This window comes from Bradyrhizobium sp. JYMT SZCCT0180 (genome assembly GCF_018130165.1).
In the GTDB taxonomy this organism is placed as follows: domain Bacteria; phylum Pseudomonadota; class Alphaproteobacteria; order Rhizobiales; family Xanthobacteraceae; genus Bradyrhizobium.
This window is the reverse complement of record NZ_JAFCLZ010000021.1, coordinates 127762-151479: the sequence shown is the minus strand read 5'-3', so window position 1 is coordinate 151479 and position 23718 is coordinate 127762. Positions and strand designations below refer to the sequence as shown.

Here is a 23718-nt window from a genome sequence, read left to right as displayed (position 1 = left end):
GGATCGCCGATAGGCCAATGCGTCCCCATGTCCTATATAGGGCGAACCTATACTGGGACTGTAGCGCGCTCTCTGACGCGAACGGACGCAACTGGAACTCCTGGCATGACCGACACAACCTCCATCAAACACCCGACACCGTTAACATCGGGTGATTTTACCGCCGCCGAGGAACCGTTTGCGTTGTTCGGTGCGTGGTTCGCCGAAGCCGTGAAGGCAGAGCCGAACGACCCCAACGCGATGGCGCTCGCAACCGTCGACGCCGACGGCCTTCCCGACGTGCGGATGGTGCTGATGAAAGGCTATGATGCGGATGGTTTCGTGTTCTACAGCCACATCGCCAGCCAGAAGGGCCGCGAACTCGCCGCAAATCCTAAGGCGGCTTTACTATTTCACTGGAAATCGCTGCGCCGTCAGGTGCGCATCCGCGGCAACGTGTCGCCCGTGACGCCGGAAGAAGCCGACGCCTATTTCGCCACCCGCCCGAAGCAGGCGCAGATCGGCGCCTGGGCCTCTAAGCAATCGCAGCCGCTGGAAAGCCGCTTTGCCTTCGAACAGGCGATCGCGCTGGTCGCCGCCAAGCACGTCATCGGCGAGGTGCCGCGTCCGCCAGGCTGGAGCGGCTGGCGCATCGAGCCGGTCCGTTTCGAGTTCTGGCACGACCGTCCGTTCCGCCTCCACGACCGCATCGAATTCCGCCGCGACGCGCCGGTTCAACCATGGACCAAAGTCCGGCTCTATCCCTAAAGTAAGCCGTCATGGCCGGGCTCGTCCCGGCCATCCACGTCTTTCTTCGACAGCAAAAGCAAGACGTGGATGCCCGGCACAAGGCCGGGCATGACGGAGAATGAGAGAATCGTTGATGTCGACTTCCACCAATGCGCCGCGACGCACGTTGCTCCTGACCGGAGCCAGCCGCGGCATCGGCCATGCCACGGTGATCCGCTTTTCATCGGCCGGCTGGCGCGTCATCACCTGCTCGCGGCATCCCTTCCCCGACAACTGTCCGTGGGATGCCGGGCCGGAGGATCACATCCAGGTCGATCTTGGCGACCATGCCGACACCACGCGGGCGATTTCGGAAATCCGCGAACGCCTCGAAGGCGGCGCGCTGCACGCGCTGGTCAACAATGCCGCGATTTCGCCGAAGACTGCAGGCGGCACGCGGATGGGCACCATGGATACCGACATCGAGACATGGAGCCATGTTTTCCGGGTGAATTTCTTCGCCCCCATCATGATGGCGCGCGGGCTGATCGAGGAATTGAAGGCCACCAAGGGCTCGGTGGTGAACGTCACCTCGATTGCGGGCTCGCGCGTGCATCCGTTCGCCGGCGTGGCCTATGCGACGTCGAAGGCGGCACTTGCTTCACTGACGCGTGAAATGGCCTCCGATTTCGGCCGCGTCGGCGTCCGCGTCAATTCGATCGCGCCGGGCGAGATCGACACCTCGATCCTGTCGCCGGGCACCGAGAAGATCGTCGATCAGCAGATCCCGATGCACCGCCTCGGTACACCGGACGAGGTGGCCAAGATCATCTACGTGCTGTGCACCGAAACCAGCAGTTACGTGAACGGCGCCGAGATCCACATCAACGGCGGCCAGCACGTTTAGCCGCTCTTGCGGTGCGGGTGCGATCCTGCACCCGTTCCGATCGACAAGAGGGTTGTCGGCCTCACCATGGGACGCTTTGCCACCACGGTTGCGCTGTACGAGGAATTGCGGCCGCCTTATCCGCCCGCCTTCTTTCGCGAGGTGGCGCAGCGGCTGGCATTCGGGAAGCAACACGCGCTCATCGACCTCGGGACCGGGCCCGGGCTGCTGGCGCTCGGCTTTGCCCCCTATGTTGGCCGCATCGTCGGCGTCGATCCGGAGCCGGCCATGCTCGCCGCCGCCAAGAACGCGGCGGCGCACGTTTCGCAAGCCTTCACCCTGATCGCAGGCAAAGCCGAAGATCTGCCTGACGACATCGGCGGCTTCGATGTCGTGACGATCGGGAGGGCGCTACATTGGATGGATCGCGAAGCTACGCTGGCGCGCCTCGAGCGGCTGGTGGTGCCCGACGGCGTCATTCTCGTTTGCGCATCTTTCTCTGCCACGGATGGACGCAACCCGTGGCTCGACGACTACAACACCACGCGGCGCACCTGGTCGAAGGAAAGCCTGTGGTCGGAGGCAGGGAGCGGCGCGCGAACCCATCGGGATCTGGCGGGCTTTTTCGCCGGCACGCGGTTTCACGCGGCCGATGTGATCAGGGTCGAGACCAGCCACGAGGTCAGCGTGCGCGACCTGGCGCGCCGGGTGCTCACCTTCTCGTCATCCTCGCCTGATGTGCTTGGCGACAAGGTGGAAGCGATGCTGCGTGATGTTGAGCAGCGTCTGCTTCCCTTGAGCCGCGACGGCCACCTCACCGAGGTCGTGGTGACGACGGCGCAGCAGGTGAAGCGATAGACTGGACAGCCAAGCGAGATCAGGCTGCCACTGGTTCAGATCACTCGGCGTAGAACTTGCTCCGCGTTTTTCTTGGCGCGTTGCGCGGGTCCATCGCCTCGACGTTGAAGGCGCTGGAGCATTCGTCTTCGTTCTCGCCATCGGCAAGCGCAGCACCGCAATGCCGGCAGAGCCGCGCCGCGATCGCCTGCGCCTTGCCAACGATGCGGCCCTGCTGGTAGCTCGCAAAATCGATGACGTTGCGGGGTGACGTTATGAATTTTTCAACCATTGCTGTCCTCGCGGCTTGTGACAGCGTTATCGCAGAAAGCTGTCGCGCAAAGGTTCATCGCGACGCTCAAATTTTACTCGTACAATTGGGGCAGCTTCCTGTTTTTTTTGAAGGTGCATGAATGCCCCCGAGATCATGCGCGCGCCTTAACATCTCGGTTACTACGGCCACCTCGGTGACATCAGTCACCTCAGTGACGACAGTCACCTTGCTGACTACAGCCAGGTTGCGACTACAGCCACTTCTTCCATCTGAAAAGAAAGTAAGGCAGCACGGCTGCCATGAGCATCATCACCAGCGCCATCGGATAGCCGTGCGCCCATTCGAGCTCCGGCATCGCCTTGAAATTCATGCCGTAGATCGAGGCGATCAGCGTCGGCGGCATCAAGACCACGGCCATCACCGAGAACAGCTTGATGATGTTGTTCTGCTCGAGATTGACGACGCCCAGCATGGCGTCGAGCACGAAGGTGATCTTGTTGGAAAGGTAGGACGCATGGTCGGTCAGCGAGGCGACGTCGCGCTGCATGGTCTTGAGCTGCTCGCGCATGTCCTTGGACCATTTGACGCCTTCCATGACCGCCGAGAGGAAGGTGACGACGCGGCCGACCGAGACCAGGCTCTCGCGAACCTTCGAGGTCAAATCCCCCTTGCGCCCGATCGCGATCAGGATCTGCGAATATCGCTTGGCCTGGCCGTGACGCTCGCTTTCGGGTTCGAAGATGTCATGGGAAACCTGATCGACGTCGGCGCCGACCTTCTCCAGAATGTCGGCGCAACGGTCGATCACCGCGTCGACAAGTTCCATCAGCACCATTTCGCCTGTGATGCCCGGCATGCACGACCGCCCCAGCTTGTTTTCCACCAGGGCAAACGGCTTCGGCATGTCGTAGCGCACGGTTACCAAACGGTGACCGGCCATGATGAAGGTGACGGCCGTCGTCCGCGGCATGTCGGTGTCGGAATGGCACATCAGCGTCGCGGTCATGTAGCGCGCGCCGTTCTCGATATAGAGCCGGCTGGAAATCTCGATCTCCTGCATGTCCTCCCGCGTCGGCACCGCGATCCCGGTCAGCCGCTCCACCGCGCGGTCTTCCTCGCTCGTCGGTTTCACCATGTCGATCCAGACCGCGGCCTCCGGCAACGTCGCCGGCTCCGGCACCTCGACTTTCTTCAGGGTGGATTCAGAGGGGACGTACACTGACAACATGGGAAACTCCGGAACAGGGCAGCGGTCGTTGGTTCTGGCGTGTCTTCTTCACGCGAAACCCGTACCCGCTCCGCACGAAAACGCCACAGGCACCGAGCGGACTAAACGCGATTCTGGCAAGCGCTTGATGACTGGCGTATTAACCCGCCATCCACATTTATGGCGATGGGGTGGCGGCAGCGTGGCCACGATTCGGCAAGGACGCCGGCGTTGCCTATAAATCAACCGGAAATCGAAAAACTTGCGGCAAAAAAGCCACAGCCAGCCTCCCGCAGCGCCGAACAAGCGTCTAAGCACTGGAATAATTACCGGTTTTTGCCAATAATGGGATTATTGGAATCGTGGCGGTTACGACGCAAATTGGCGCGTAATCGCGATATTGTTCGATTGGAAGTGCAATGACGTCGCTGAAGGCAAAGTTGGGAATTCTGGCTGCGGGCCTGATGTTGTCGGGCTGCATGCAGACCACGAGCTATCAGGCCGCGCCGGAGGCCACGCTCAAGCCGAACGACAAGGTCCAGCTGGCAAAGGCGCGCTACGCCAAGGTTCCGGTGGCCGAACCGTTCCGCCGCGCCATCGTCGACTATCACCGCCGCGAACTGGCCGGCACGATCGTGGTCGATTCCGACAACCACTATCTTTACCTGGTGCAGGACGGCGGCAAGGCGATCCGTTACGGCATCACCGTCGGCGAAGAAGCCTTGGCCTTCTCCGGCATTGCCAAGGTCGGCAACATGGCTGAATGGCCGAAATGGACGCCGACCGCTGATATCCACAAGCGTATCGAAGGCCTGCCCGCGTCGGTGCCCGGCGGCGTCGACAATCCGCTCGGCGCCCGCGCGCTCTATCTCTACCAGGGCGGCCGCGACACCCTGTTCCGGATTCACGGCACCAATCAGCCGGAATATATCGGCGCATCGATTTCCTCGGGCTGCATTCGCATGACCAATGAGGACGTCATCGACCTCTATAGCAAGGTCAAGCAAGGCACGATCGTGGTGGTGCTCGACCCCAAGCAGGGTGACTCGCCGTACAATTCGAAGATGGCGCTCCAGGGCGGCGGCAGTTCGATAACGCAATAGCGGATTGCATCCCATCGCGACGAGATCAAAACGCCGGCTTTGCCGGCGTTTTTATTTGGTCGCGCGCTATCGCGGCCAACCCGCGCAATCAGCCGCATTGAAACGAGGGTGTGGCTAAAATATCGACCGGAATCCGCGGAATCCGCAGAGTCCGCGGCAATGCGGCCAGAATGACACAGCCATCTTCCGCAATGAGCCCAAACCGGCACGTAAACGCTGGAGTTACGCCAATGAATCGTCACGTATTGGGCGCGACTGGTGACGCCGCAAGTGGACAATCATGAGCGCCGGTTTTGCCGGCGCTTTTTTGTTGCGGGCTTGGGATCGGGATCGGACGTTGCCGCATCGGATTTCTCATCCGCCGGGGCGGCGCCGGATTTCGCCGCCGCGGGTTTGGCGGCGTCAGATTTGGACCCGTCGGATTTTGCGGCAACCTCGCGTGGCGGCGCCTCTTCCGGCCGCTCGGCCGGCAGCAGCGGCGCTGTCTGCGGCAGCGGGTCCCACACGTTCCATTGGCAGATCCGGTAATTATTCCGCCGTTCCATGAGATCGAGATGGATGTGGTCCTCGTGGTACCAGTCCGACCCCGGACCCAGCACCGTCGAGAACCGCGCGCACGCCGAATGCAGCACGGCTTCGCGCACCTCGCGCGGCACGGTGCGATCAGTGAGCGAGATTGAACGGCCATTGGCCAGCTTGAGGGCACGAACGTCGAGCGCATTGGCGCGGCCGTGCTCGGAGAGTCGTGCGCCGACGATGCGGTTGCGGCCGCGGCATTCGAACGAGTCGAAATTGTCGAGATCGCTGATCGTGCTGCCGAGGCGCGCCGCCAGCGGCGCGATGTCGGACCGAATCCAGTCCGCCAACGCAGAAGCCATCGCGCAGCGCAGGATCGCCGCCGGCTTCACCGAGACCTGACGCTTGTCCGGCAGCACGATCGCCTCGAGCCGCACCAGATCCTCCCCTCCGCAGCCGCCGGCGCCGCGGATATCGGGAATGCTGGGAGCAATGGCGATGGCCTCCGTCAGCGCCAGCCGGCAGGCCGAGGGCGGAGGTGGCTGGGGTGTGGCCTGTTCGGTGGGCTTGCCTTCCTTCGTGGTCTCCTTGGTAGTTTCTTTGGCAGTTTCTTTGGCAGTTTCTTTGACAGCTTCTTTGGCAAGCTCCTCAGCGGAGGGGGCATCGGCCGGGCGCGGCTGCGGGAGCGGCACCACCGCACGGTGGACCTTTGCCCGCGGCTTCGGCGGGTGGATCCCGAACAGGTCGCCCCAAGGCGTCGATCGGGAGGCTTTGGCCGCCAGGGCCGGTTCGCAGAACACGCCGGGCAGAAGCAGGCCCACCGCAACGGTAACCATTGCCGCTGCCGTGCGACCAAAGGCGCCAAAAGCCCATTTTCGGCTTGCTTTCTCCGCGCTACAGTTCATGTCAATTCCATGATCGCACGCCAAGACACCGGCACTTTGGCGGATCATGCGCGAGACAATAACCTTTGGGAGGGACGTGGGTATGCTCGGATTGATGCAAGACTGGCCTTTGCTTTGCCACCGGATTATCGAACACGCGGCGCAGTATCACGGTACGCAAGAGGTCGTCACGCGGTCGGTCGAAGGGCCCATTCATCGCACCAATTACGCCGAAATTCGCGATCGTGCGCTGAAAGTCTCGCAGCGCCTCGACCGCGACGGCATCAAGCTCGGTGACCGCGTCGCCACCATCGCATGGAACACCTGGCGCCATCTTGAAGCCTGGTACGGCATCATGGGCATCGGCGCGATCTGCCATACCGTCAACCCGCGGCTGTTCCCCGACCAGATCGCCTGGATCATCAACCATGCGCAGGACCGCGTGGTGATGACCGATCTCACCTTCATTCCGATCCTGGAAAAGATCGCAGGCAGCCTGCCCAGCGTCGAACGCTACATCGTGTTCACCGACAAGGCCCACATGCCGCAGACCACGCTGAAGAACGCGGTCGCCTATGAGGACTGGATCGCGGAAGCCGACGGCAAGTTCGAGTGGAAGACCTTCGACGAGAATACCGCAGCCGCGATGTGCTACACCTCGGGTACCACCGGCGATCCAAAAGGCGTGTTGTATTCGCACCGCTCCAACGTGCTGCACGGGTTGATGGCCAACAATGTCGACGCTCTCGGCACCAGCGCCGCCGAGACAATGCTGCCGGTGGTGCCGTTGTTCCACGCCAACAGCTGGGGCATCGCATTCTCCGCACCCTCGATGGGCACCAAGCTCGTGATGCCGGGCGCCAAGCTCGACGGGGCTTCGGTCTATGAGCTTCTCGACACCGAGAAGGTCACGCACACCGCCGGCGTGCCGACGGTGTGGCTGATGCTGCTCAATCACATGGCCGCCGGAAACCTGAAGCTGCCCCACCTGAAGAGCGTGGTATGCGGCGGCTCGGCGATGCCGCGCTCGATGATCAAGGCGTTCGTCGACATGGGCGTTCGCGTACGCCACGCCTGGGGCATGACCGAGATGAGCCCGATCGGCACCGTGGCGGCGCTGAAGCCGCCATTTGCCGAACTCGGCGGCGAGGAACGGCTAGATATCCTGCAGACGCAAGGTTATCCGCCGTTCGGCGTTCAGATGAAGATCACCGACGATGCCGGCAAGGAACTGCCGTGGGACGGCAAGACCTTTGGCCGGCTCAAGGTCGCAGGCCCTGCGGTCGCGAAGGCCTACTTCAAGGTCGATAGCGAGATTCTCGACGAGCACGGCTATTTCGACACCGGCGACGTCGCGACCATCGACCAGCACGGCTACATGCGCATCACCGACCGCTCCAAGGACGTTATCAAGTCTGGCGGCGAGTGGATTTCATCGATCGATCTGGAGAACCTCGCGGTCGGCCATCCCGCGGTGGCGGAGGCCGCCGTGATCGGCATCTATCATCCCAAATGGGACGAGCGCCCGCTCCTGATCGTGCAACTCAAGGCCGGCCAGCAGGCAAGCCGCGAGGACATCCTGAAATTCATGGATGGCAAGATCGCGAAATGGTGGATGCCGGACGACGTGGCTTTCGTCGAGGGCATTCCGCACACTGCGACCGGCAAGATCCTGAAGACCGCGCTGCGCGACCAGTTCAAGAGCTACCGTTTCCCGAACGCTGCGGCTTAGACCTTTCCCGTTCCGATAAAATCGGAACGGGGCTCTAGATTTTTTGGTTTGACGCGTTTTCTTGACGCGAACCGGCGTCCACTTCGCTGGAAAACGCTCTAGCCTCGGAGGGGCGCATTCGACCGGATGCGCCCCGAACGGCCCAAGGACCCACCCAAGACACGCCAGATCGACGACCACATCGCGCGCAGGCTGCGGGCTGTGTCCTGCACGGCGGCAACGACGGCCGCGTCCCGCTCGCGGTGAGCGATCCTGCCGTAAGCGGCGATATCGGGGCTGCCGTCCGGATGGCGCAGCGCACCTTCAACAGCCCTTACGTGACCGTGCAGCTTCATTTCCCAAGACATGGCGGCCGCTCCTTTATTGACTGCGACCACTATTATTACGTTTCCAACGTGATATAATCGGCTAGTATTTATATTCACTCGTGAACTAAATTCATGAATATCAACGCAGCCTCGGCCGAGATGAATGGGTTCGTGCGGGTGGTCGAGCGGGGCAGCTTTGCGGCCGCGGCAGACGATCTCGGCCTGACCCCCTCTGCTTTGTCCAAGCTGGTCACGCGCATCGAAGACCGGCTGGGTGTGCGCCTGTTGACCAGGACCACGCGCAGGCTCGCCCTGACCGCCGAGGGCGATCTGTTTCTGGCCCGGAGCCGGGACATCCTCGCATCGATCGAAGCCGCCGAGGCCGAGGTAACGGCGGCAAGCCGGCTGCCACGCGGTCACTTGCGGATCAGCGTCGGGACAGCCCTCGCCAAACAGATACTCGGGCCCGCCCTTCCTGTTTTCCTCGCCAAATATCCAGACATCAGCGTCGAGCTTCATGTTTCGGACCACCAGGTCGACCTGGTTGCCGAGCAGGTCGACGTCGCCATCCGCTCCGGCGCGCTCGGCGACTCAACCCTTGTGGCGCGCAAGCTCGGTGACGCGACACGCGTTATCTGCGCCAGTCCGCTCTATTTGAAGCAACGGGGATCGCCGCACGTGCCGGCTGATCTGCAGCAGCATAATTGCCTGACGCTACCCGGGCCGGCGTGGTCGCAATGGCCCTTCCACACCCATGAGGGCATCAATCGCCTCGCCGTGTCAGGCACATTTACCAGCGACAATGCCGACCTGCTGCTCGATATGGCGGTAGCCGGACTCGGCGTCGCCAGGTTGGCGGATTTCATGGTCGCGCGGGCAATACAGCAAGGCACGCTCGTTCCGCTGCTTGGGGATAGCCACATCCCCGAGACGTTTCCGATCCATGCGCTGACCGTCCCCGGCCGCCACCGCGCCCCGCGCATCAAGGCCTTTATCGACTTTGTGGTCACACAGTTCAGCCATCCGGCATGACGCGCCATGATGCTCCTTGCACCACCATTTGGACTGATTTTCCGGCGCAAGCTGCTTTCCAGAGGTGCGGAAAATGCGCTAGTTCAGGGCGCCGGGTCTCCAGCATTGCGACCGGAACGGCAGCCGAATTCATGATGGAAGTTTGAGGATGGCCCGCAGGTTTTCCGCTCCCTACCAGACGGAGCCCGTGTCCAGCCTCGCCACATGGGCGCGCAACCTCGCACTGTTCTCACTGATTGCGGTGGTGGTGTCGATCCTGATCGTCCGCTTCGGCTTCCTCGAAATGAAGCCGGCGCTGGCGACGTTCTTCGGCGCCCTGGCCTTGGCCGGCCTCTCCATCCTGGTCGGCCTCGCCGCGTTTGCCGCGATCTGGCAGAACGGTTCGCGCGGCATGGGCCGCATCCTGCTGGCGCTGTTGATCGACGCCGCCATCCTCGCCTACCCCGCCTATCTGGCCCTGCAATACCGCAAGCTGCCGCGGATCTACGACATCACCACCGATTCGATCGATCCGCCACGCTTCCAGGCGCTGGCCCCGCTGCGCGCCGGCGATGGCACCAATCCCGCGGTTTATGCCGGGCTGTATTCCGCCGAGCAGCAGCGCGTCGCTTACCCTGACATCGAGACGGTGGAGCTCGAGGTCCCGCCGCAGCGTGCCTATGAGATCACGCTCGCGCTCGTCAACAAGCGCAAATGGCGCGTCGTCGACGAACGCCCGCCGCAGGCGCGCCGCGAGGGGCGCATCGAGGCGATCGCGCAAACGATGATCATGGGATTTCGCGAAGACGTCTCGATCCGCATCAAGGCCGACGGCGAGGATTCCCGCGTCGATATCCGCTCCGCCTCACGCTATTTCGACAGCGACCTCGGCAGCAACGCCGCGCGCGTCACCAAGCTGATCGAGGACATCAACACCGTGGCCGACACCAAGCCGGCCACCAAGAAACCGGCGGCGCCCGCGAAGGCGCCGGCCAAGACGGTGAAGAAGCAGTAGCAAGCTGACTGCGGTTGCCCTGCCCGCGCGGTTGCGCAGGTGCAGAACGACACTCAAGATTGCCCTAACCGGACAGCCGCATCCTATGTTGATCGAATCTTGCGCGGCGCCAATCCTGCCGAACTGCCTGTTCAAGCCCCAACTGAATTAGAGCTGGTCGTGAACCAAACATCAGCACCGCAATTCAGGCTGCAATTAACGCCGGAACTGCTCGCTCGCGCCGACGAGGTGATCGAGTAGAGCTTTCTTGTTGCGACGCATCAGTCTCGTTGTAGCGTTTTCGGACATGGCGAGATGTCCGGCTTGAGTCTGTCATGCGCGGCAAAATGGACGTCGCCAGTCACCAAGAAGCCGGCGAGCCGGCCAAGGCGCAAGCCAACCCTAGTGTCCTAAATTCAAGATGATAGAGTGTCGTAATTCGCAGTATGACCGGTGAGGACACCATGGGATGGTTTGACCGGCTGTTTGGAAGAACCCCGGAGCCTACTAGCCAACTCTTTGCCAGATTCAGAAAGAAATCACGGGCACCAACTGATCCTGATCTTCTGAAGATTGCCAAAGAGCGAAAAGGGCATGTTTCACGAAGAGCTGTAAGAGATGAGTACAATCGGCTCCTTTTGGAGAAGTACTCGCACGATAAGGATTGATTTCTAGCTCCATCTAGTGGCGCAAGCTTTTGTAGCCCGCCGTGACGCACCTGACCGGCAATGTCCGCTGATCGGGGAGAGGCGGACGTTCGCGGCGCGCTGTCAAAGTGACGTGTTTGACGCATAGCGGACGTTGGACAAGAGTTCAGCAACGGCTCGATGGGAATCTGGCACGAGCCGGATCACACACAATCGGTTTGGAGAATGAAGCGCCAAACCATTTACTCGTCAACGAGCCATCGTTGTCGATCCAGGGGATCGGCGGCAATTGCGGCAGGTAAGATGCATACGGCATCACTTTCGCAAGCGTCACTCTGCCGGGAAACCGCGCGAGAAAAGCCTTGTTCATCCCGCCGTCCAATCCGCTGTAGATCGGGGCAACCGGTACGTTGTCTTCAAGCAATCGGGCGTATTCGAGCTCGTCGATGCGATTTTTTTCCCGCGCCCGCCGCGCGATTTCCGGATTGACGACAAAGGCGGGGCATTTTTCGGATGCATTGAACACAAGAGGATGCGGCGAATTTGGGGGAGGTTGCGCATCGAATACATAGCGGCGATTGCACACATCCACCTTGGGTTCGAGTTGCGTCGTCTCGAAATGATCGTTGCCGATCTTGAGCATTTTCCAGAAGGCCAGGTTCGGATTATTTCGATGCCGCGCCAGGTTCGCCGGCGTCAAGCGGAACGGATAGGCCTGGACCTGGAATGACGGCCGCCCGCCGAGGAATGTGTCGCGCGCCAGCGAATAAATCTCGCTGATCTGTTCGTCGGTCATGGCATAGCAACCGCTCGACCAGCAGTCGCCGTGGATCATGAGGAAGCTGCCGTCGCGGTTGTTCGCTTTGTCGAATCTGTTGGGGTAGCCGAGGTTGATCGAAAGATAGAAGCTGGAGTTGGGATTCATCAACTCAGGTGTAACCGTATAGAATCCCTCTGGAGCCTGACGGTCGCCCTCGTACAGCTTCGGCCCAAGATCGCCGGACCACCGACAGATCGGATAGGTCTTGAGGATCTGGAAACGGCCGGTGGTGTCCTGTTTCCAGACTTCGAGCTCCGCCTCTTCCTTGAAAAGGCGCACCACGATAGGTGAATGTTTGGGCATCTGCTTCTGTTGGAGCAGCGAGAGCAGCTCGGGGGGAAGTTCCTTTGTTGCCTTGGCCGGTAACCGATTGCTGCTTTCGCCAAGGCACATGACCGGCGCCAGCCCCGCGACAAAGGCCGCGGTCAGTACAAGTGCACGTCGGACCATGGCGCGGATCACTGCTTACCTCGAACGTGACGAAAGATGGTTCGTTCTAGGAAGCCATCCGGTAGGTGCCGCCGATCACGGGATCGCCGTCGGTCGTCACGATGCCGCGCGACACCAGATCTTCCAGATGCGCCAGCACCGAGTAGCCGGCTGCACCGCTCAGCCGCGGATCGAGGCCGATATAGATCGCGCGCACCATCGTCGCGATGTCGGTCTCGCCCTTGCCTAGGCGATGCAGGATCGAGGCTTCGCGCGCGCGGCGGTGCCGGGTCAGGAAACGCACAAAACGCGGGCCTTCCGGAATTTCCGGCCCATGGCCCGAGAAATACAGGTCCTCAGGGCGGCTCTCCAGCCGCGCCAGCGAATCCATGTAGTCGATCATCGAGCCATCAGGCGGGGCCACGATCGAGGTCGACCAGCCCATCACGTGGTCGCCGACGAAACTGATCTTCCGCTCGGGCCAGGCGAACGCCAGATGGTTGGCGGTGTGGCCGGGGGTTGCCACCGCTTCCAGCGCCCAGCCGGAGCCTTCGATGGTGTCGCCGTTCTTGACCTCGATGTCCGGCCGGAAGTTGCGGTCGGCGCCCGATTCCGGATTGTGCTTCTCGCTCTCGAAGCGCGGCCGCGAAGCGCGGTGCGGCCCCTCGGCATAGACAGGCGCGCCGGTCGCGGCCTTGATCCGCGCGGTGTTCGGCGAATGGTCGTTGTGGGTGTGGGTGACCAGGATATGCGTCACGGTTTCGCCGCGCACGGCGTCCAGCAGCGCCTTGGCATGCGCCTCATTGTTCGGGCCGGGATCGATGATCGCGACCTTGCCTCTGCCCACGATGTAACTGACCGTGCCGGTGAAGGTGAAGGGGCTCGGATTGTCGCAGAGGACCCGCCGTACGCCCGGGCGGGCTTCGTCGACGACTCCAGGCTGAAGCGGGAAGTCGCGGTTGAACGGGATGGTTTCGTCTTCGGTTTCGGCCATGGGGATTTCCTATAGGGCGTTACAGGCATGACGTGCGAAGCAACCACAGTCGTCATACCCCGCGAAGGCGGGGTATCCAGTAATCGCCGGAGTTCGGGGGCGAACGCGAGGCCGCGGCGTACTGGATCGCCCGCCTTCGCGGGCGATGACAGCAACATGCGGGGCCATGGCCGGGACTCCTCTGTCCAAGGCCCTTACGAAAACGCCTGGATGCCCGTGATGGCGCGGCCCAAAATCAGGGCGTGGACGTCGTGGGCGCCTTCATAGGTGTTGACGGTTTCCAGGTTCGAAGAGTGGCGCATCACGTGATATTCGATCTGGATGCCGTTGCCGCCGTGCATGTCACGGGCGACGCGGGCGATGTCGAGCGCCTTGCCGCAATTGTTGCGCTTGACGATCGAGATCATCTCCGGCGCCACCTTGCCCTCGTCCATCAGGCGGCCGACGCGCAAGGAGGCCTGCAGGCCCAGCGAGATCTCGGTCTGCATGTCGGCGAGCTTCTTCTGCACCAGCTGGGTTGCGGCCAGCGGCCGGCCAAACTGCTTGCGCTCGAGCGTGTATTGGCGCGCGCGCGCCATGCAGTCTTCAGCGGCGCCCATCACGCCCCAGGAGATGCCGTAGCGGGCGCGGTTGAGGCAGCCGAACGGTCCCTTCAGACCGGACACATTGGGCAACAGCGCGCTCTCCGGCACCACCACGCCGTCCATCACGATCTCGCCGGTGATCGAGGCCCGCAGCGAAAGCTTGCCGCCGATCTTCGGCGCCGACAGGCCCTTCATGCCCTTTTCCAGGATGAAGCCGCGGATCTGGTTGTCATGCGCGGCGGACTTGGCCCAAACGACAAAGACGTCGGCGATCGGCGCGTTGGAAATCCACATCTTGCTGCCGGTCAGCCGGTAGCCGTCGGCGACCTTCTCGGCGCGGGTCTTCATGCCGCCGGGATCGGAGCCGGCATCCGGCTCGGTCAGGCCGAAGCAGCCGACCCATTCGCCGGTCGCGAGCTTGGGCAGATATTTCTTGCGCTGGCTGTCGTCGCCATAAGCGTAGATCGGGTGCATCACCAGCGAGGACTGCACGGAGTTCATCGAACGATAGCCGGAATCGACGCGCTCAATCTCGCGCGCCACCAGGCCATAGGCGACATAGCTTGCACTGGCACAGCCATATTCTTCCGGCAGCGTGATGCCGATCAGGCCGAGTTCGCCCATCTCGTTGAAGATCTCGCGATCGGTCTTTTCCTCGAGATAGGCCTTGGTGACGCGCGGCAGCAGCTTGTCCTGCGCATAGGCTCGCGCGGTGTCGCGGATCATGCGTTCGTCTTCGGTAAGCTGCTCGTCGAGCAGGAACGGATCGTCCCACTGGAAACCCGCCGATGTCGGTTTGTCCTTGGACTGAGGGCGCACGCTCATAAAAATCCCTTTCGCATCACTGTCCTGATTGGAATTGGCGGCCAAATTAGTGCGCTATCGTCCGAAGCGCAATTGAATTGGGCCTTTCACGTCATTCCCCGATGCGCAATTGCGCATCTGGGCGCGCGCAGCGCGAACCTCAGGGGCGCAATTGCGCCCTGGGGAATCTCGAGATTCCGGGTCTGGTGCTAACGCACCATCCCGGAATGACGAGTGCAGCTACCCTTCTAGCCGTTCGTTGGAGACGATCTCGATCCCGAAACCGGACAGTCCCTTGTAGTCATGGACCGACGACGTCAGATGCCGGATCGAAGTGATACCAAGATCGCGCAATATTTGTGCGCCGACGCCGACTTCACGCCATTGCCGGTTGCGATCGGCCTCGGCGGATTTCTGCTCGCCGACCGGCTCGACCGGAACGCCGGCGGCGCCGTCGCGCAAATACACCAGCACGCCGCGGCCGGCCTGCTTGAAATGGTTCAGCACGATCTGCATGCGCGCCTGGCCAGTGAACAGATCCTTGACGATGTTGGGCTTGTGCAGCCGCGTCAGCACGTTCTTGCCGTCGCCGATGCCGTTATAGACGAAGGCAGCGTGCGCGATCTCATCGAACGGCGAACGATAGGCGTAGCCCTGCAGCGGCCCGATCGGGCTGTCCGTCGTAAAGGTCGCGACCCGCTCGATCAGCTTCTCGCGCGCCTGGCGGTAGGCGATCATGTCAGCGATCGTGACGTGCTTGAGCTTGTGGGTGGCAGCGAATTTTGCGACCTGCATGCCCTTCATCACGGTGCCGTCGTCGTTCATCAACTCGGAGATGACGCCGACCGGCGGCAGGCCGGAGAGCTTGCAGAGATCGACCGCGGCCTCGGTATGACCGGAACGCAGCAGCACGCCGCCGTCGCGGGCGATCAGCGGAAAGATATGACCGGGCCGGGCAAAATCACTGGCGCCGGCATTCGGGTTGGCCAGCGCCCGGCAGCAGGAGGCGCGCTCGTCCGCCGAAATCCCGGTGCCGCCATCGGGCTTGTAGTCGATCGAGACCGTGAAGGCGGTGGTGTGGTTGGAATCATTATGCGCGACCATCGGATCGAGCCGGAACCGGCGCGCGTCTTCCTGCGTAATCGGCGCGCAGACGATGCCCGAGGTATGGCGGATGATGAACGCCATTTTCTCGGCGGTGCAGAGCGAGGCGGCGACGATCAAATCGCCCTCACCCTCCCGGTCGTCATCATCGGTGACGACGACGAGTTCGCCGTTGGCAAAGGCTTGCAGAACTTCCTGGATCGTATCGGCCATTTTCTCAAATTCTCGCTTTGGACAGGGAGTGCATTAGCCGGACTCATGGGCCCGCGCCAGCATCAATACGCAGGGCAGAACGTCGCCTGCGACGTTTCGCTGTACGAAATCGGCATGCAGGAAACCATTGACGGGGTCCGGCTTCAATCGCCATGGTCGCACCCATAAAAACAAGAAGCACCATTCGGGGAAGAGACATATGCGTTTTCGGTTGAATTTCCACCTGATGGCATGGGCGGGGTTCGCCCTGATGGCAGGGGTCGCGGGCCTGTCGCACCCCGCTCCCGCCGCCGACGAATGGCCGACCCGCGAGATCACCTTCTATGTGCCCTACGCACCGGGCGGCTCGACCGACCCGATCAGCCGCAAATATTCCGAGCTGCTGGAGAAACAACTCAAGGTCAAGGTCATCGTCGAGAACAAGCCGGGCGCCTCCGCGACCATCGGCACGGGCGCGGTCATCCGCGCCAAGCCGGACGGCTACACGATCGGGCTCGGCTCCAGTTCGTCGCTGGCCTACCAACCCCTCGAAATGAAGGGGCTGGCCTGGAAATCGGCCGATGACTACCAGTCGATCGCCAAGCTGTCCGATCTGCCTGTTATCCTCGCGGTGCCGGCGGAATCGCGCTGGAAGAACCTCGATGACTTTCTGGCCGACGCCAAGGCCAACCCGCGCAAGCTGAAGGTTTCGGTCTCCGGCCTGCGCTCGGTCAACGACATCGCGATCCAGCAACTGAACAAGCTTTCCGGCCTGCGCATCGCCACGGTGCCGTTTACCGGCGGCGGCGGCGAGGCGACGCTGGCCGCGCTCGGTGGCCGCGTCGACGGAACCGCCGGCTTTGCGCCGGGCATGAAGGGGCAAATCGATGCCGGCAAGCTGCGCGTGCTGGCGGTGTTCCAGGACGGCAAATACGACCTGCTGCCGGACGCCAAGCCGATCGGCGAGACGCCGTGGAAGGATACCTTCCCGGTCGGCTATTACGTGATCGCCCCGAATGGATTGCCGAAGCCGATCCTCGACAGACTGCTTGCCGTATCGAAGACCATCGTCGAGAGCGATGAATTCAAGAGCTTTCTGAAAGCCAATGGCTACACGTCCGATCCCAAGATTGGCGACGACATGAAGAAGGAGCTCGCCGGCTACGACCAGAAGTTCCGCGAGGTCGTCAAGTTTCTGGACGACGACAAGTGACGCCGGCGCGAAGTTTTGGGCTGCCGCGGGCGCGGCGGTCCGCCGGCCTGCTCGCGTTGCTGCTGGCCGGAACTTACGCGTTTGACGCCTGGCAGACGCTGTCGTTCGGGCGATGGCACAAGCCCGGAGCTGCGATCTTCCCGATCGCGGTGGCCGCGCTGATGGCGCTCTCGGCGATCTCGGTGCTGCTTGAAAGGCACGGCGGTGCTGCCGATCCGATGCCGGCCACCTTTACGCTCCCCGATGGTGCTGACCTGCGCCGGCTGCTTTCCGTGCTTGCGGCATTCGCAATCTATTTCGTCGCGATGCCCGTTCTCGGCAACATGATCGCCTCGGCGCTGTTTTTGCTGGCGAGCATGTGGCTGCTCTCGGACGATCCCAACAGGTCGATCGTGCGTCTTGCGATCTACGCCGTCGTGATCGCGGTCGTTTTCGAGGTGTTTTTCGTACGGCTCCTCAAGGTGCAGATGCCGGCGGGCGTGTTCAAGCAATGGCTGTTTTAGCAATTCCGTCATTCCCCGATGCGCCAATTGGCGCATCTGAGGGCGCGCGAAGCGCGAGCCACGATGCGCAATTGCGCATCGGGGAATCCATACTCACGATCGTGGTTATGGATTCCGGGCCTGCGCCAAGCGGCGCATCCCGGAATGACGACGGTGGATTTGATATCAAATGAACTCACTCCAGGGCCTGCTGTACGGCCTCTCCATTGCCGCAACGCCGGGCAATCTGCTGGCCGCCTTTGCCGGTGCGTTCGCAGGCACGGCCATCGGCGTGCTGCCGGGGCTTGGTCCCGTCGCCGGCGTCGCGCTGATCCTGCCGCTGACCTTCTCGCTCGACCCGACCGCGGGCCTGATCATGATGGCCGGCATCTTCTATGGCTCGATGTATGGCGGCTCGACCACCGCGATCCTGCTCAACATCCCCGGCGAGTCCGCTTCCGTGGTCACCGCGATCGACGGCTATCAGCTCGCCAAGAAGGGCCGCGCCGGCGCGACGCTGACCATCGTCGCGGTCGGCTCGTTTGTCGGCGGCACGCTGGCCGTCATCGGCGTCATGATGTTCTCCTCGCTGCTCGCCAAGGTCGCGATCCTGTTCGGCCCTGCGGAATTCTTCGCACTCACCGCCGGCGGGCTGATCGTGATGTCGCGGATATCAGGCGGCACGCTGGCCTCGGCGCTGTTGCCGATGACGCTCGGGCTGATGCTGGGCACCATCGGCCAGGAGGCCGTCACCGGCGAAACCCGGTTCACCTTCGGCCTTCCCGAGCTCGCCGAAGGCGTCTCCCTGGTGCCGGTCGTGGTCGGGCTCTACGGCTTTGCCGAGCTGATGCTGCTGGTCGAGGACCGGATCCACGCCGCGAACCGGCCGGAATCAGTTGCCATGCGCGACCTGTTGCCGACCCGCACCGAATGGAAGCGCGCGGTGCCCTCCTGGCTGCGCGGGACGTTTTTGGGGTTTCTGTTCGGCCTGGTGCCGGGACCGGCGGCGACGCTGGCCTCGTTCGCCTCCTACCGGCTGGAGAAGGCGACCTCGAAACATGGCAGCGAGATCGGCAGCGGCGCCATTGAAGGCGTCGCCGGGCCCGAGGCCGCCAACAACTCCGCCGCAACGGCCTCGCTGGTGCCGCTGCTGGCGCTCGGCATCCCCTTCACGCCGATTGCCGCCCTGATGATCTCGGCGATGCTGGTGCAGGGCATCCAGCCCGGGCCGCTTTTGATCACCCAGCATCCGGAAATCTTCTGGGGCCTGATCGCATCGGCCTATATCGGCAACGTCATGCTGCTGGCGCTGAACATCCCGATGGTCGGCGTCTGGGTCAGCCTGCTGCGGATTCCGCATTACCTGTTCATTCCGCTGCTGCTGGTGCTGTCGGTGATCGGCACCTACAGCGTCCGCAACAGCATCTTCGACGTCTGGGTGCTGCTCGCGGCCGGTGTCGTCGGATATGCCTTCAACAAGATGAAATTCCAGCTGGCGCCGCTGGTGGTCGGCCTGATCCTCGGCCCCAACATCGAAAAGCACTTTCGCGAGGCGCTGTTCCTCAGCCAGGGCGATCCCTGGATCTATGTCGAGAGCCCGATCGCGGTCACGGTGTGGCTCCTGGTGGCTTTGATCCTGATCGCGGGCTTTATCGCCCGCCGCCGTGCGGCGTTTGCGGGCGCGATGGCGCAGGAAAGCAGCCTGTAACTCACCGCCCGCGCTGCTCGCGCCATTTCGAGAAGCCTGCAGCAAGGAGGATGCAGACCGCCCACCCCAGCAAGGGCACGGCTGCGGTCCGCGCAATGGCCCGGTATTGCTCTGCAAGGGCGCCTGCAACCGAGGGGGCGCGCGTCACGATCAGCGGCTCATCCAGCGTCTTGAGGCCGAATTTTGTGGCCGCATCGCGCGCGATGATCTGCGCGCCGGATACGCCAACCCCGACGAACCGGACATATTCACCGCCGGCCTCGTTCCAGAACTGCGGATGCGAGGCGAGAATGCGTCCGGAATCCCTGATTTCGCCCGCGACCCAGACTTCGACGGGAAGCTCTGGTCTCCAGCCGTCGCCGACCAGCGGCGCAAGACGGCGGGTGCCATAACTCTTGCTGCCGCGGCCGCCGCTCAAGCGCGCCTCGCCTGCGAACTCGCCTGCAACGCGCCAGCGCGGCGCGGTGTAGCCGGCGACGCCGACACCTTCAGGAATATCGTCGACCAGACGCAGATTGACGGTGCGGCCCCACAAGGGCGCATCCACGACAAAGACCGGCGACACGCCCGTCAACGTCATGATCGCGACCGCAGGCATCAACAGGCCGGGCCGGGATCGCGTGATGCCAATCGCCAGCGGCAGACCGAACAGGAACACCCCGGCGATCCACGGCACAACCGGCGTATACGCCACGACAAGGGTGCCGAGCGCCAGCTGAAACAGGATCGCGGCCGTTCCCGCCAGCAGGCAACCGAACAGCGTGGACGACGAGGATGCCGGGCTCGATGCACGAGGGCTATTTGATGACGATAATGATAAGCGCATACCGCATAAAATTTCTTTGCCGCCAGGAAATGGCGCGCCATACGGTACTCAGTGTCGGCTGCGTTAAATCCGGTTCAAGCGGCTGCGTGCGTGACATCACACGCCCACGTCACCCCTTCCGGTCCGCAAGCAGGCAGCCTTACGGCAGCACTTCCTTGCGCTCGGCGAGCAGCGTGTCCATTTCGGCGCGCTTTTCTTCCAGCAATCCCGCCTGCGCGGCCTCGATCACGGTATACAATTCGTGGGCGTCGCTGAGCCGGGTCACGGTCACGTAGTCGGCGCCGGCTGCGTAGAGATCATTGACGTCGCGAAGCATATCCGCGGTCGCGACGATCTTGGCTGATGGGTTGAGGGTGCGGACGTGCCGCACCAGCTTCTCGTTGTTGGCGCCCTTCAGCAGCGAATCCGGCACGCTCAGGATGATCAGCTCCGACTTGCCGATACCGGCATGGAGCAGCGTATCGACATTGCTGATGTCGCCATAGATCACGTGCAGGCCGCGATCGGCCAGCGTCCGGAACACGTTGGGATTGAAATCGATCACGGTGATCTGTTCGAGCACGAGCGGATTCTGCCGCTCGATTTCGGCCAGCAGCGCGCTCGCGGCGCGGAAGAAGCCGAGAATGACGATGCGGCGAGCTTCATGGCCGCCCTCATGTACGGCCTCGCCCTGGCCGTGATCGAGATCGCGCAAGCCGATCTTCTTCATCGGACCGATCAGGCCTCGCGTGATCTCATCGCTCTTGCCCATCACGAAGGTGCTGATCACGGCCAAAATGACGAACGCGAACGACGCCGCGCTCGAAGTCTCAGTGCTGATATGGTTCGCGACGACACCGGTCTGGATCACGACCAGCGAAAACTCCGAGATCTGCGCCAGATTGATCGCCGGCAACAGGCTGGCGCGCAGACCCTGCTTCATCAGATAGAGCGGCACAAAGGTCGTGACGATGCGGCTAACGACGGTGAATCCGGCAATCAGCAGCGCGAGCCAAATCACCGACGCGCCGGGAATGGGAATGGTCATGCCCAATGCCACGAAGAACAGCGTGATGAAGAAGTCCCGCAGCGTCGTCACCTTGGCGGTGACGTCGAGCGCATAGGGGAATGTCGAGAGCGAGACACCGGCGACCAGCGAGCCCATCTCGCGCGACAGATGCAACCGTTCGGCGATCTCGCCGATCAGGAAGCACCAGGCCAGGGCACCGAGCAGGATCAACTCCGGCCGCCGCGCGATCTGGTGGAAAAGTCTTGGCAGCAAATACCGGCTCAGCACCAAGGCGGTCGCCACCAGCACGCCGACCCGGCCGATCGAAATCAGGATCACGCTCACCTGGAGATTGTCGAGGCTCGGCTGCACGGCGAGGAACAGGATCGCGAAGATGTCCTGCAGCACCAATACGCCGAGCGTGATGCGGCCGGGCAGCGTATCGAGTTCACGCTTCTCGTACAGCACCTTGACGATGATGACGGTCGAGGAGAGCGCACAGGCGACGCACAGATACAGCGCGTCGAAACGGCCCGCCCCCATCGACAGCCCGATCCCCCAGAAGAACAGGATCCCGAGCAGGCAGCCGCCGACCAATTGCCCGCCCGCGGCGAACAGGATGACCTTGCCGGCGCGCACGATCTTTTTGAGGTCGATTTCGAGCCCGATCATGAACAGCATGAAGATCAGGCCGAGCTCGGAGATGACGTGAATCGAGTCCTTGGAATGGACCCATTTCATGCCGAATGGACCGATGACAAACCCGGCGATAAGGTAGGCGAGGATCAGCGGTTGCCGGGTAAAATGCGCCAGCAAGCCAAGCACCCAGGCAAACAGGATGCATAAAGTGATATCGCCGATAAGCTCGTGCATATTTCCTGACTTTTCCTCATTGCAACCTAAAGGCCGGGGCGCAACGGTCAAACGAGAAATGGGTCACATCCGCCTGACGGGTCTCTTTCTAGCGATTCTTGCCTGCCTGTCGATCCTTTCCACACCGGGAACGCAGGCGCAGGCGGCCGCCAGCATCCGGCAAAATTTGGACGGTTCCTGACGGCGAACCCTGCACGCACCCCCGCCATATGGGCAGCATCGATAGCAGACATTCCGCTTTCATCCCCCGACGGCGACCGACTAAGATCGCCGGTAAGAACTAACCAAATACCGGAGGGCCGCGCCAGCGGCCGTCTCAACGAAAAACAAAACTGGAGTGAATGTCCAATGTCTACCGCATCAATCTTCGATTTCGCACCACTGCTGCCGGCCGGATTGCCGGCGCCGGCGGCGCGGTGGACGGGTCTGGCCAAATACAGTTTCGTCGGCGGCAACAATGATCCCGACCAGGTGCCGGTCGATGGCCTGATCGAGGCGATGACCGCCGTGCTCCAGCGCGAGGGCAAGACGCTCGCGACCTACGGCCTCGCCAGCGGCCCGCAGGGCTACCGCCCCCTGCGCGAATTCCTCACCAGGAAACTCAAGCGCGACGCAGGCATCGGCTGCACCGCCGACGACGTCATGATCGTCTCTGGTTCGCTGCAGGCGCTCGACCTCGTCAACACGACGCTGCTGGCGCGCGGCGATACCGTGCTGATCGAACAGGAGACCTATCAGGGCTCGCTGAGCCGGCTGACCCGGCTCGGCGTCAAGGCGGTCGGCATTCCCCTCGACGACGAGGGCATGCGGATGGATGCGCTGGCAGCTGTTCTGGCCGACCACAAGCGGCGCGGCATCATGCCGAAATACATCTACACCATCCCGACCGTGCAGAACCCGACCGGCTCGATCCTGCCGGAGGCGCGGCGCGCCGAAATGATAAAACTGTCGCAGGAATACGGCGTGCCGATCTTCGAGGACGATTGCTACGCCGACCTGATCTGGAACGGCCAGCGCCCGCCCGCGATCTATGCGATGAGCAAGCAAGGCGGCGTCATCCATATCGGCTCGTTCTCCAAATCGATTGCGCCGGCGCTGCGGGTCGGATTCATCGTCGCGCCCTGGGAGATGATGTCGCGGATGCTGGCGCTGAAGACCGATGCCGGAAGTGGCGCGCTGGAGCAGATGGTGCTCGCTGAATATTGCGCGCCGCATTTCGCAACCCACGTGCCGAAGCTGACACGCGGCCTGCGCGCCAAGCTGGACACGCTGATGGAGGCGCTCAACGAGCAGTTCGGCACATCAGCCGAGTTCGAGGATCCCAAGGGCGGCATCTTCCTGTGGGTCAAACTCCCCGACAATGTCGATACGCTGAAGCTGTATCAGGCTGCATTGGCCGCCGGCGTCGCCATCAACCCGGGGCCGGAATGGTCGACCGACAAGTCCTATGCCGGCAGCCGCTTGCGGCTGTGCTTTGCCAGCCCCTCCCATGAGCAGATCCGCGAAGGGGTCGCCGTGCTGGCGGACGTCTGCCGCAAGGAGTTCGGCGTGCCCGAGCGAAGCGCCAATGTGGAGAAGCGGGCGCGGACGTGAG

21 protein-coding genes are annotated in these 23718 nt (G+C 62.5%); 12 read left to right on the top strand and 9 right to left on the bottom strand.

Going from position 1 to position 23718, the window contains the following annotated elements:
* Positions 1 to 105 precede the first annotated feature (105 nt).
* The 3 genes from pdxH to JQ641_RS28245 all read left to right on the top strand — a co-directional run bounded on the left by pdxH (position 106) and on the right by JQ641_RS28245 (position 2452).
* A complete protein-coding gene (gene pdxH, locus JQ641_RS28255; RefSeq protein WP_211999142.1) occupies positions 106 to 747 on the top strand; it encodes a pyridoxamine 5'-phosphate oxidase in 642 nt (213 codons plus the stop codon).
* A 115-nt stretch (positions 748 to 862) separates the two neighbouring features.
* The gene (locus JQ641_RS28250) at positions 863 to 1615 is read left to right on the top strand and encodes an SDR family NAD(P)-dependent oxidoreductase (RefSeq protein ID WP_211999141.1); all 753 of its coding nucleotides are present in this window, start codon (positions 863 to 865) and stop codon (positions 1613 to 1615) included.
* A 66-nt stretch (positions 1616 to 1681) separates the two neighbouring features.
* Entirely contained in the window at positions 1682 to 2452 is a 771-nt protein-coding gene (locus JQ641_RS28245; RefSeq protein ID WP_211999140.1) for a class I SAM-dependent methyltransferase, read from the top strand.
* Positions 2453 to 2492: 40 nt separating this feature from the next.
* Here the strand turns inward: JQ641_RS28245 and JQ641_RS28240 are convergent, their stop codons facing one another.
* Complete coding sequence (locus JQ641_RS28240) at positions 2493 to 2723, bottom strand: hypothetical protein (protein WP_211999139.1); 231 nt, start codon at positions 2721 to 2723, stop codon at positions 2493 to 2495.
* A 232-nt stretch (positions 2724 to 2955) separates the two neighbouring features.
* Positions 2956 to 3933, bottom strand: coding sequence for a magnesium transporter CorA family protein (locus JQ641_RS28235; RefSeq protein ID WP_192735137.1), 978 nt, complete (start codon positions 3931 to 3933; stop codon positions 2956 to 2958).
* A 398-nt stretch (positions 3934 to 4331) separates the two neighbouring features.
* Here JQ641_RS28235 and JQ641_RS28230 point away from each other — a divergent pair, with 398 nt between their 5' ends.
* Positions 4332 to 5015 (top strand): L,D-transpeptidase, encoded by a 684-nt coding sequence (locus JQ641_RS28230; protein WP_211999138.1) that lies wholly within the window; start codon positions 4332 to 4334, stop codon positions 5013 to 5015.
* A gap of 278 nt (positions 5016 to 5293) precedes the next feature.
* On the opposite strand, the gene JQ641_RS28225 is transcribed toward JQ641_RS28230, so the two are convergent.
* The gene (locus tag JQ641_RS28225) at positions 5294 to 6436 is read right to left on the bottom strand and encodes an extensin family protein (RefSeq protein ID WP_502755003.1); all 1143 of its coding nucleotides are present in this window, start codon (positions 6434 to 6436) and stop codon (positions 5294 to 5296) included.
* 82 nt (positions 6437 to 6518) lie between these two features.
* Between JQ641_RS28225 and JQ641_RS28220 the strand changes: the two genes are divergently transcribed.
* From JQ641_RS28220 to JQ641_RS28205, 4 genes are all read left to right on the top strand, one after another.
* On the top strand, positions 6519 to 8147 hold the full coding sequence (locus JQ641_RS28220) for a fatty-acid--CoA ligase (RefSeq protein ID WP_211999136.1): 1629 nt from the start codon (positions 6519 to 6521) through the stop codon (positions 8145 to 8147).
* A gap of 440 nt (positions 8148 to 8587) precedes the next feature.
* A complete protein-coding gene (locus JQ641_RS28215) occupies positions 8588 to 9487 on the top strand; it encodes a LysR family transcriptional regulator (RefSeq protein WP_249150767.1) in 900 nt (299 codons plus the stop codon).
* Positions 9488 to 9635: 148 nt separating this feature from the next.
* On the top strand, positions 9636 to 10481 hold the full coding sequence (locus JQ641_RS28210) for a DUF1499 domain-containing protein (protein ID WP_211999135.1): 846 nt from the start codon (positions 9636 to 9638) through the stop codon (positions 10479 to 10481).
* A 39-nt stretch (positions 10482 to 10520) separates the two neighbouring features.
* Positions 10521 to 10721, top strand: coding sequence for an ABC transporter substrate binding protein (locus JQ641_RS28205; protein WP_211999134.1), 201 nt, complete (start codon positions 10521 to 10523; stop codon positions 10719 to 10721).
* A gap of 552 nt (positions 10722 to 11273) precedes the next feature.
* Here the strand turns inward: JQ641_RS28205 and JQ641_RS28200 are convergent.
* The 4 genes from JQ641_RS28200 to ribB all read right to left on the bottom strand — a co-directional run bounded on the left by JQ641_RS28200 (position 11274) and on the right by ribB (position 16055).
* On the bottom strand, positions 11274 to 12389 hold the full coding sequence (locus JQ641_RS28200; protein WP_349628638.1) for a L,D-transpeptidase family protein: 1116 nt from the start codon (positions 12387 to 12389) through the stop codon (positions 11274 to 11276).
* Positions 12390 to 12423: 34 nt separating this feature from the next.
* Positions 12424 to 13350: an MBL fold metallo-hydrolase gene (locus JQ641_RS28195; RefSeq protein ID WP_211999133.1), complete on the bottom strand. Its 927-nt coding sequence runs from the start codon at positions 13348 to 13350 to the stop codon at positions 12424 to 12426.
* 194 nt (positions 13351 to 13544) lie between these two features.
* Complete coding sequence (locus JQ641_RS28190) at positions 13545 to 14759, bottom strand: acyl-CoA dehydrogenase (RefSeq protein ID WP_192735144.1); 1215 nt, start codon at positions 14757 to 14759, stop codon at positions 13545 to 13547.
* Between the two features lie 219 nt (positions 14760 to 14978).
* On the bottom strand, positions 14979 to 16055 hold the full coding sequence (ribB, locus tag JQ641_RS28185; RefSeq protein WP_211999132.1) for a 3,4-dihydroxy-2-butanone-4-phosphate synthase: 1077 nt from the start codon (positions 16053 to 16055) through the stop codon (positions 14979 to 14981).
* Between the two features lie 199 nt (positions 16056 to 16254).
* Between ribB and JQ641_RS28180 the strand changes: the two genes are divergently transcribed.
* From JQ641_RS28180 to JQ641_RS28170, 3 genes are all read left to right on the top strand, one after another.
* Positions 16255 to 17247 (top strand): Bug family tripartite tricarboxylate transporter substrate binding protein, encoded by a 993-nt coding sequence (locus JQ641_RS28180; RefSeq protein ID WP_211999131.1) that lies wholly within the window; start codon positions 16255 to 16257, stop codon positions 17245 to 17247.
* Entirely contained in the window at positions 17244 to 17750 is a 507-nt protein-coding gene (locus tag JQ641_RS28175) for a tripartite tricarboxylate transporter TctB family protein (RefSeq protein ID WP_211999130.1), read from the top strand. The genes JQ641_RS28180 and JQ641_RS28175 overlap by 4 nt, the downstream gene beginning before the upstream one ends.
* A gap of 169 nt (positions 17751 to 17919) precedes the next feature.
* Positions 17920 to 19437, top strand: a complete 1518-nt coding sequence (locus JQ641_RS28170) for a tripartite tricarboxylate transporter permease (protein ID WP_211999129.1) — start codon at positions 17920 to 17922, stop codon at positions 19435 to 19437.
* Position 19438: 1 nt separating this feature from the next.
* On the opposite strand, the gene JQ641_RS28165 is transcribed toward JQ641_RS28170, so the two are convergent.
* Both JQ641_RS28165 and JQ641_RS28160 read right to left on the bottom strand, forming a co-directional pair.
* On the bottom strand, positions 19439 to 20263 hold the full coding sequence (locus JQ641_RS28165) for a hypothetical protein (protein ID WP_211999128.1): 825 nt from the start codon (positions 20261 to 20263) through the stop codon (positions 19439 to 19441).
* 139 nt (positions 20264 to 20402) lie between these two features.
* Complete coding sequence (locus tag JQ641_RS28160; protein ID WP_211999127.1) at positions 20403 to 22124, bottom strand: cation:proton antiporter; 1722 nt, start codon at positions 22122 to 22124, stop codon at positions 20403 to 20405.
* Between the two features lie 348 nt (positions 22125 to 22472).
* Between JQ641_RS28160 and JQ641_RS28155 the strand changes: the two genes are divergently transcribed.
* Positions 22473 to 23717 (top strand): aminotransferase-like domain-containing protein, encoded by a 1245-nt coding sequence (locus JQ641_RS28155; protein ID WP_211999126.1) that lies wholly within the window; start codon positions 22473 to 22475, stop codon positions 23715 to 23717.
* Position 23718 lies beyond the last annotated feature (1 nt).

Excerpts from the sequence above, each read along its gene's own strand:
- pdxH (WP_211999142.1), top strand. The coding sequence starts at position 106 with ATGACCGACACAACCTCCATCAAACACCCGACACCGTTAACATCGGGT.
- JQ641_RS28250 (WP_211999141.1), top strand. The coding sequence starts at position 863 with ATGTCGACTTCCACCAATGCGCCGCGACGCACGTTGCTCCTGACCGGA.
- JQ641_RS28245 (WP_211999140.1), top strand. The coding sequence starts at position 1,682 with ATGGGACGCTTTGCCACCACGGTTGCGCTGTACGAGGAATTGCGGCCG.
- JQ641_RS28240 (WP_211999139.1), bottom strand. The coding sequence starts at position 2,723 with ATGGTTGAAAAATTCATAACGTCACCCCGCAACGTCATCGATTTTGCG.
- JQ641_RS28235 (WP_192735137.1), bottom strand. The coding sequence starts at position 3,933 with ATGTTGTCAGTGTACGTCCCCTCTGAATCCACCCTGAAGAAAGTCGAG.
- JQ641_RS28230 (WP_211999138.1), top strand. The coding sequence starts at position 4,332 with ATGACGTCGCTGAAGGCAAAGTTGGGAATTCTGGCTGCGGGCCTGATG.
- JQ641_RS28225 (WP_502755003.1), bottom strand. The coding sequence starts at position 6,436 with ATGAACTGTAGCGCGGAGAAAGCAAGCCGAAAATGGGCTTTTGGCGCC.
- JQ641_RS28220 (WP_211999136.1), top strand. The coding sequence starts at position 6,519 with ATGCTCGGATTGATGCAAGACTGGCCTTTGCTTTGCCACCGGATTATC.
- JQ641_RS28215 (WP_249150767.1), top strand. The coding sequence starts at position 8,588 with ATGAATATCAACGCAGCCTCGGCCGAGATGAATGGGTTCGTGCGGGTG.
- JQ641_RS28210 (WP_211999135.1), top strand. The coding sequence starts at position 9,636 with ATGGCCCGCAGGTTTTCCGCTCCCTACCAGACGGAGCCCGTGTCCAGC.
- JQ641_RS28195 (WP_211999133.1), bottom strand. The coding sequence starts at position 13,350 with ATGGCCGAAACCGAAGACGAAACCATCCCGTTCAACCGCGACTTCCCG.
- JQ641_RS28190 (WP_192735144.1), bottom strand. The coding sequence starts at position 14,759 with ATGAGCGTGCGCCCTCAGTCCAAGGACAAACCGACATCGGCGGGTTTC.
- ribB (WP_211999132.1), bottom strand. The coding sequence starts at position 16,055 with ATGGCCGATACGATCCAGGAAGTTCTGCAAGCCTTTGCCAACGGCGAA.
- JQ641_RS28180 (WP_211999131.1), top strand. The coding sequence starts at position 16,255 with ATGCGTTTTCGGTTGAATTTCCACCTGATGGCATGGGCGGGGTTCGCC.
- JQ641_RS28170 (WP_211999129.1), top strand. The coding sequence starts at position 17,920 with ATGAACTCACTCCAGGGCCTGCTGTACGGCCTCTCCATTGCCGCAACG.
- JQ641_RS28165 (WP_211999128.1), bottom strand. The coding sequence starts at position 20,263 with ATGCGCTTATCATTATCGTCATCAAATAGCCCTCGTGCATCGAGCCCG.
- JQ641_RS28160 (WP_211999127.1), bottom strand. The coding sequence starts at position 22,124 with ATGCACGAGCTTATCGGCGATATCACTTTATGCATCCTGTTTGCCTGG.
- JQ641_RS28155 (WP_211999126.1), top strand. The coding sequence starts at position 22,473 with ATGTCTACCGCATCAATCTTCGATTTCGCACCACTGCTGCCGGCCGGA.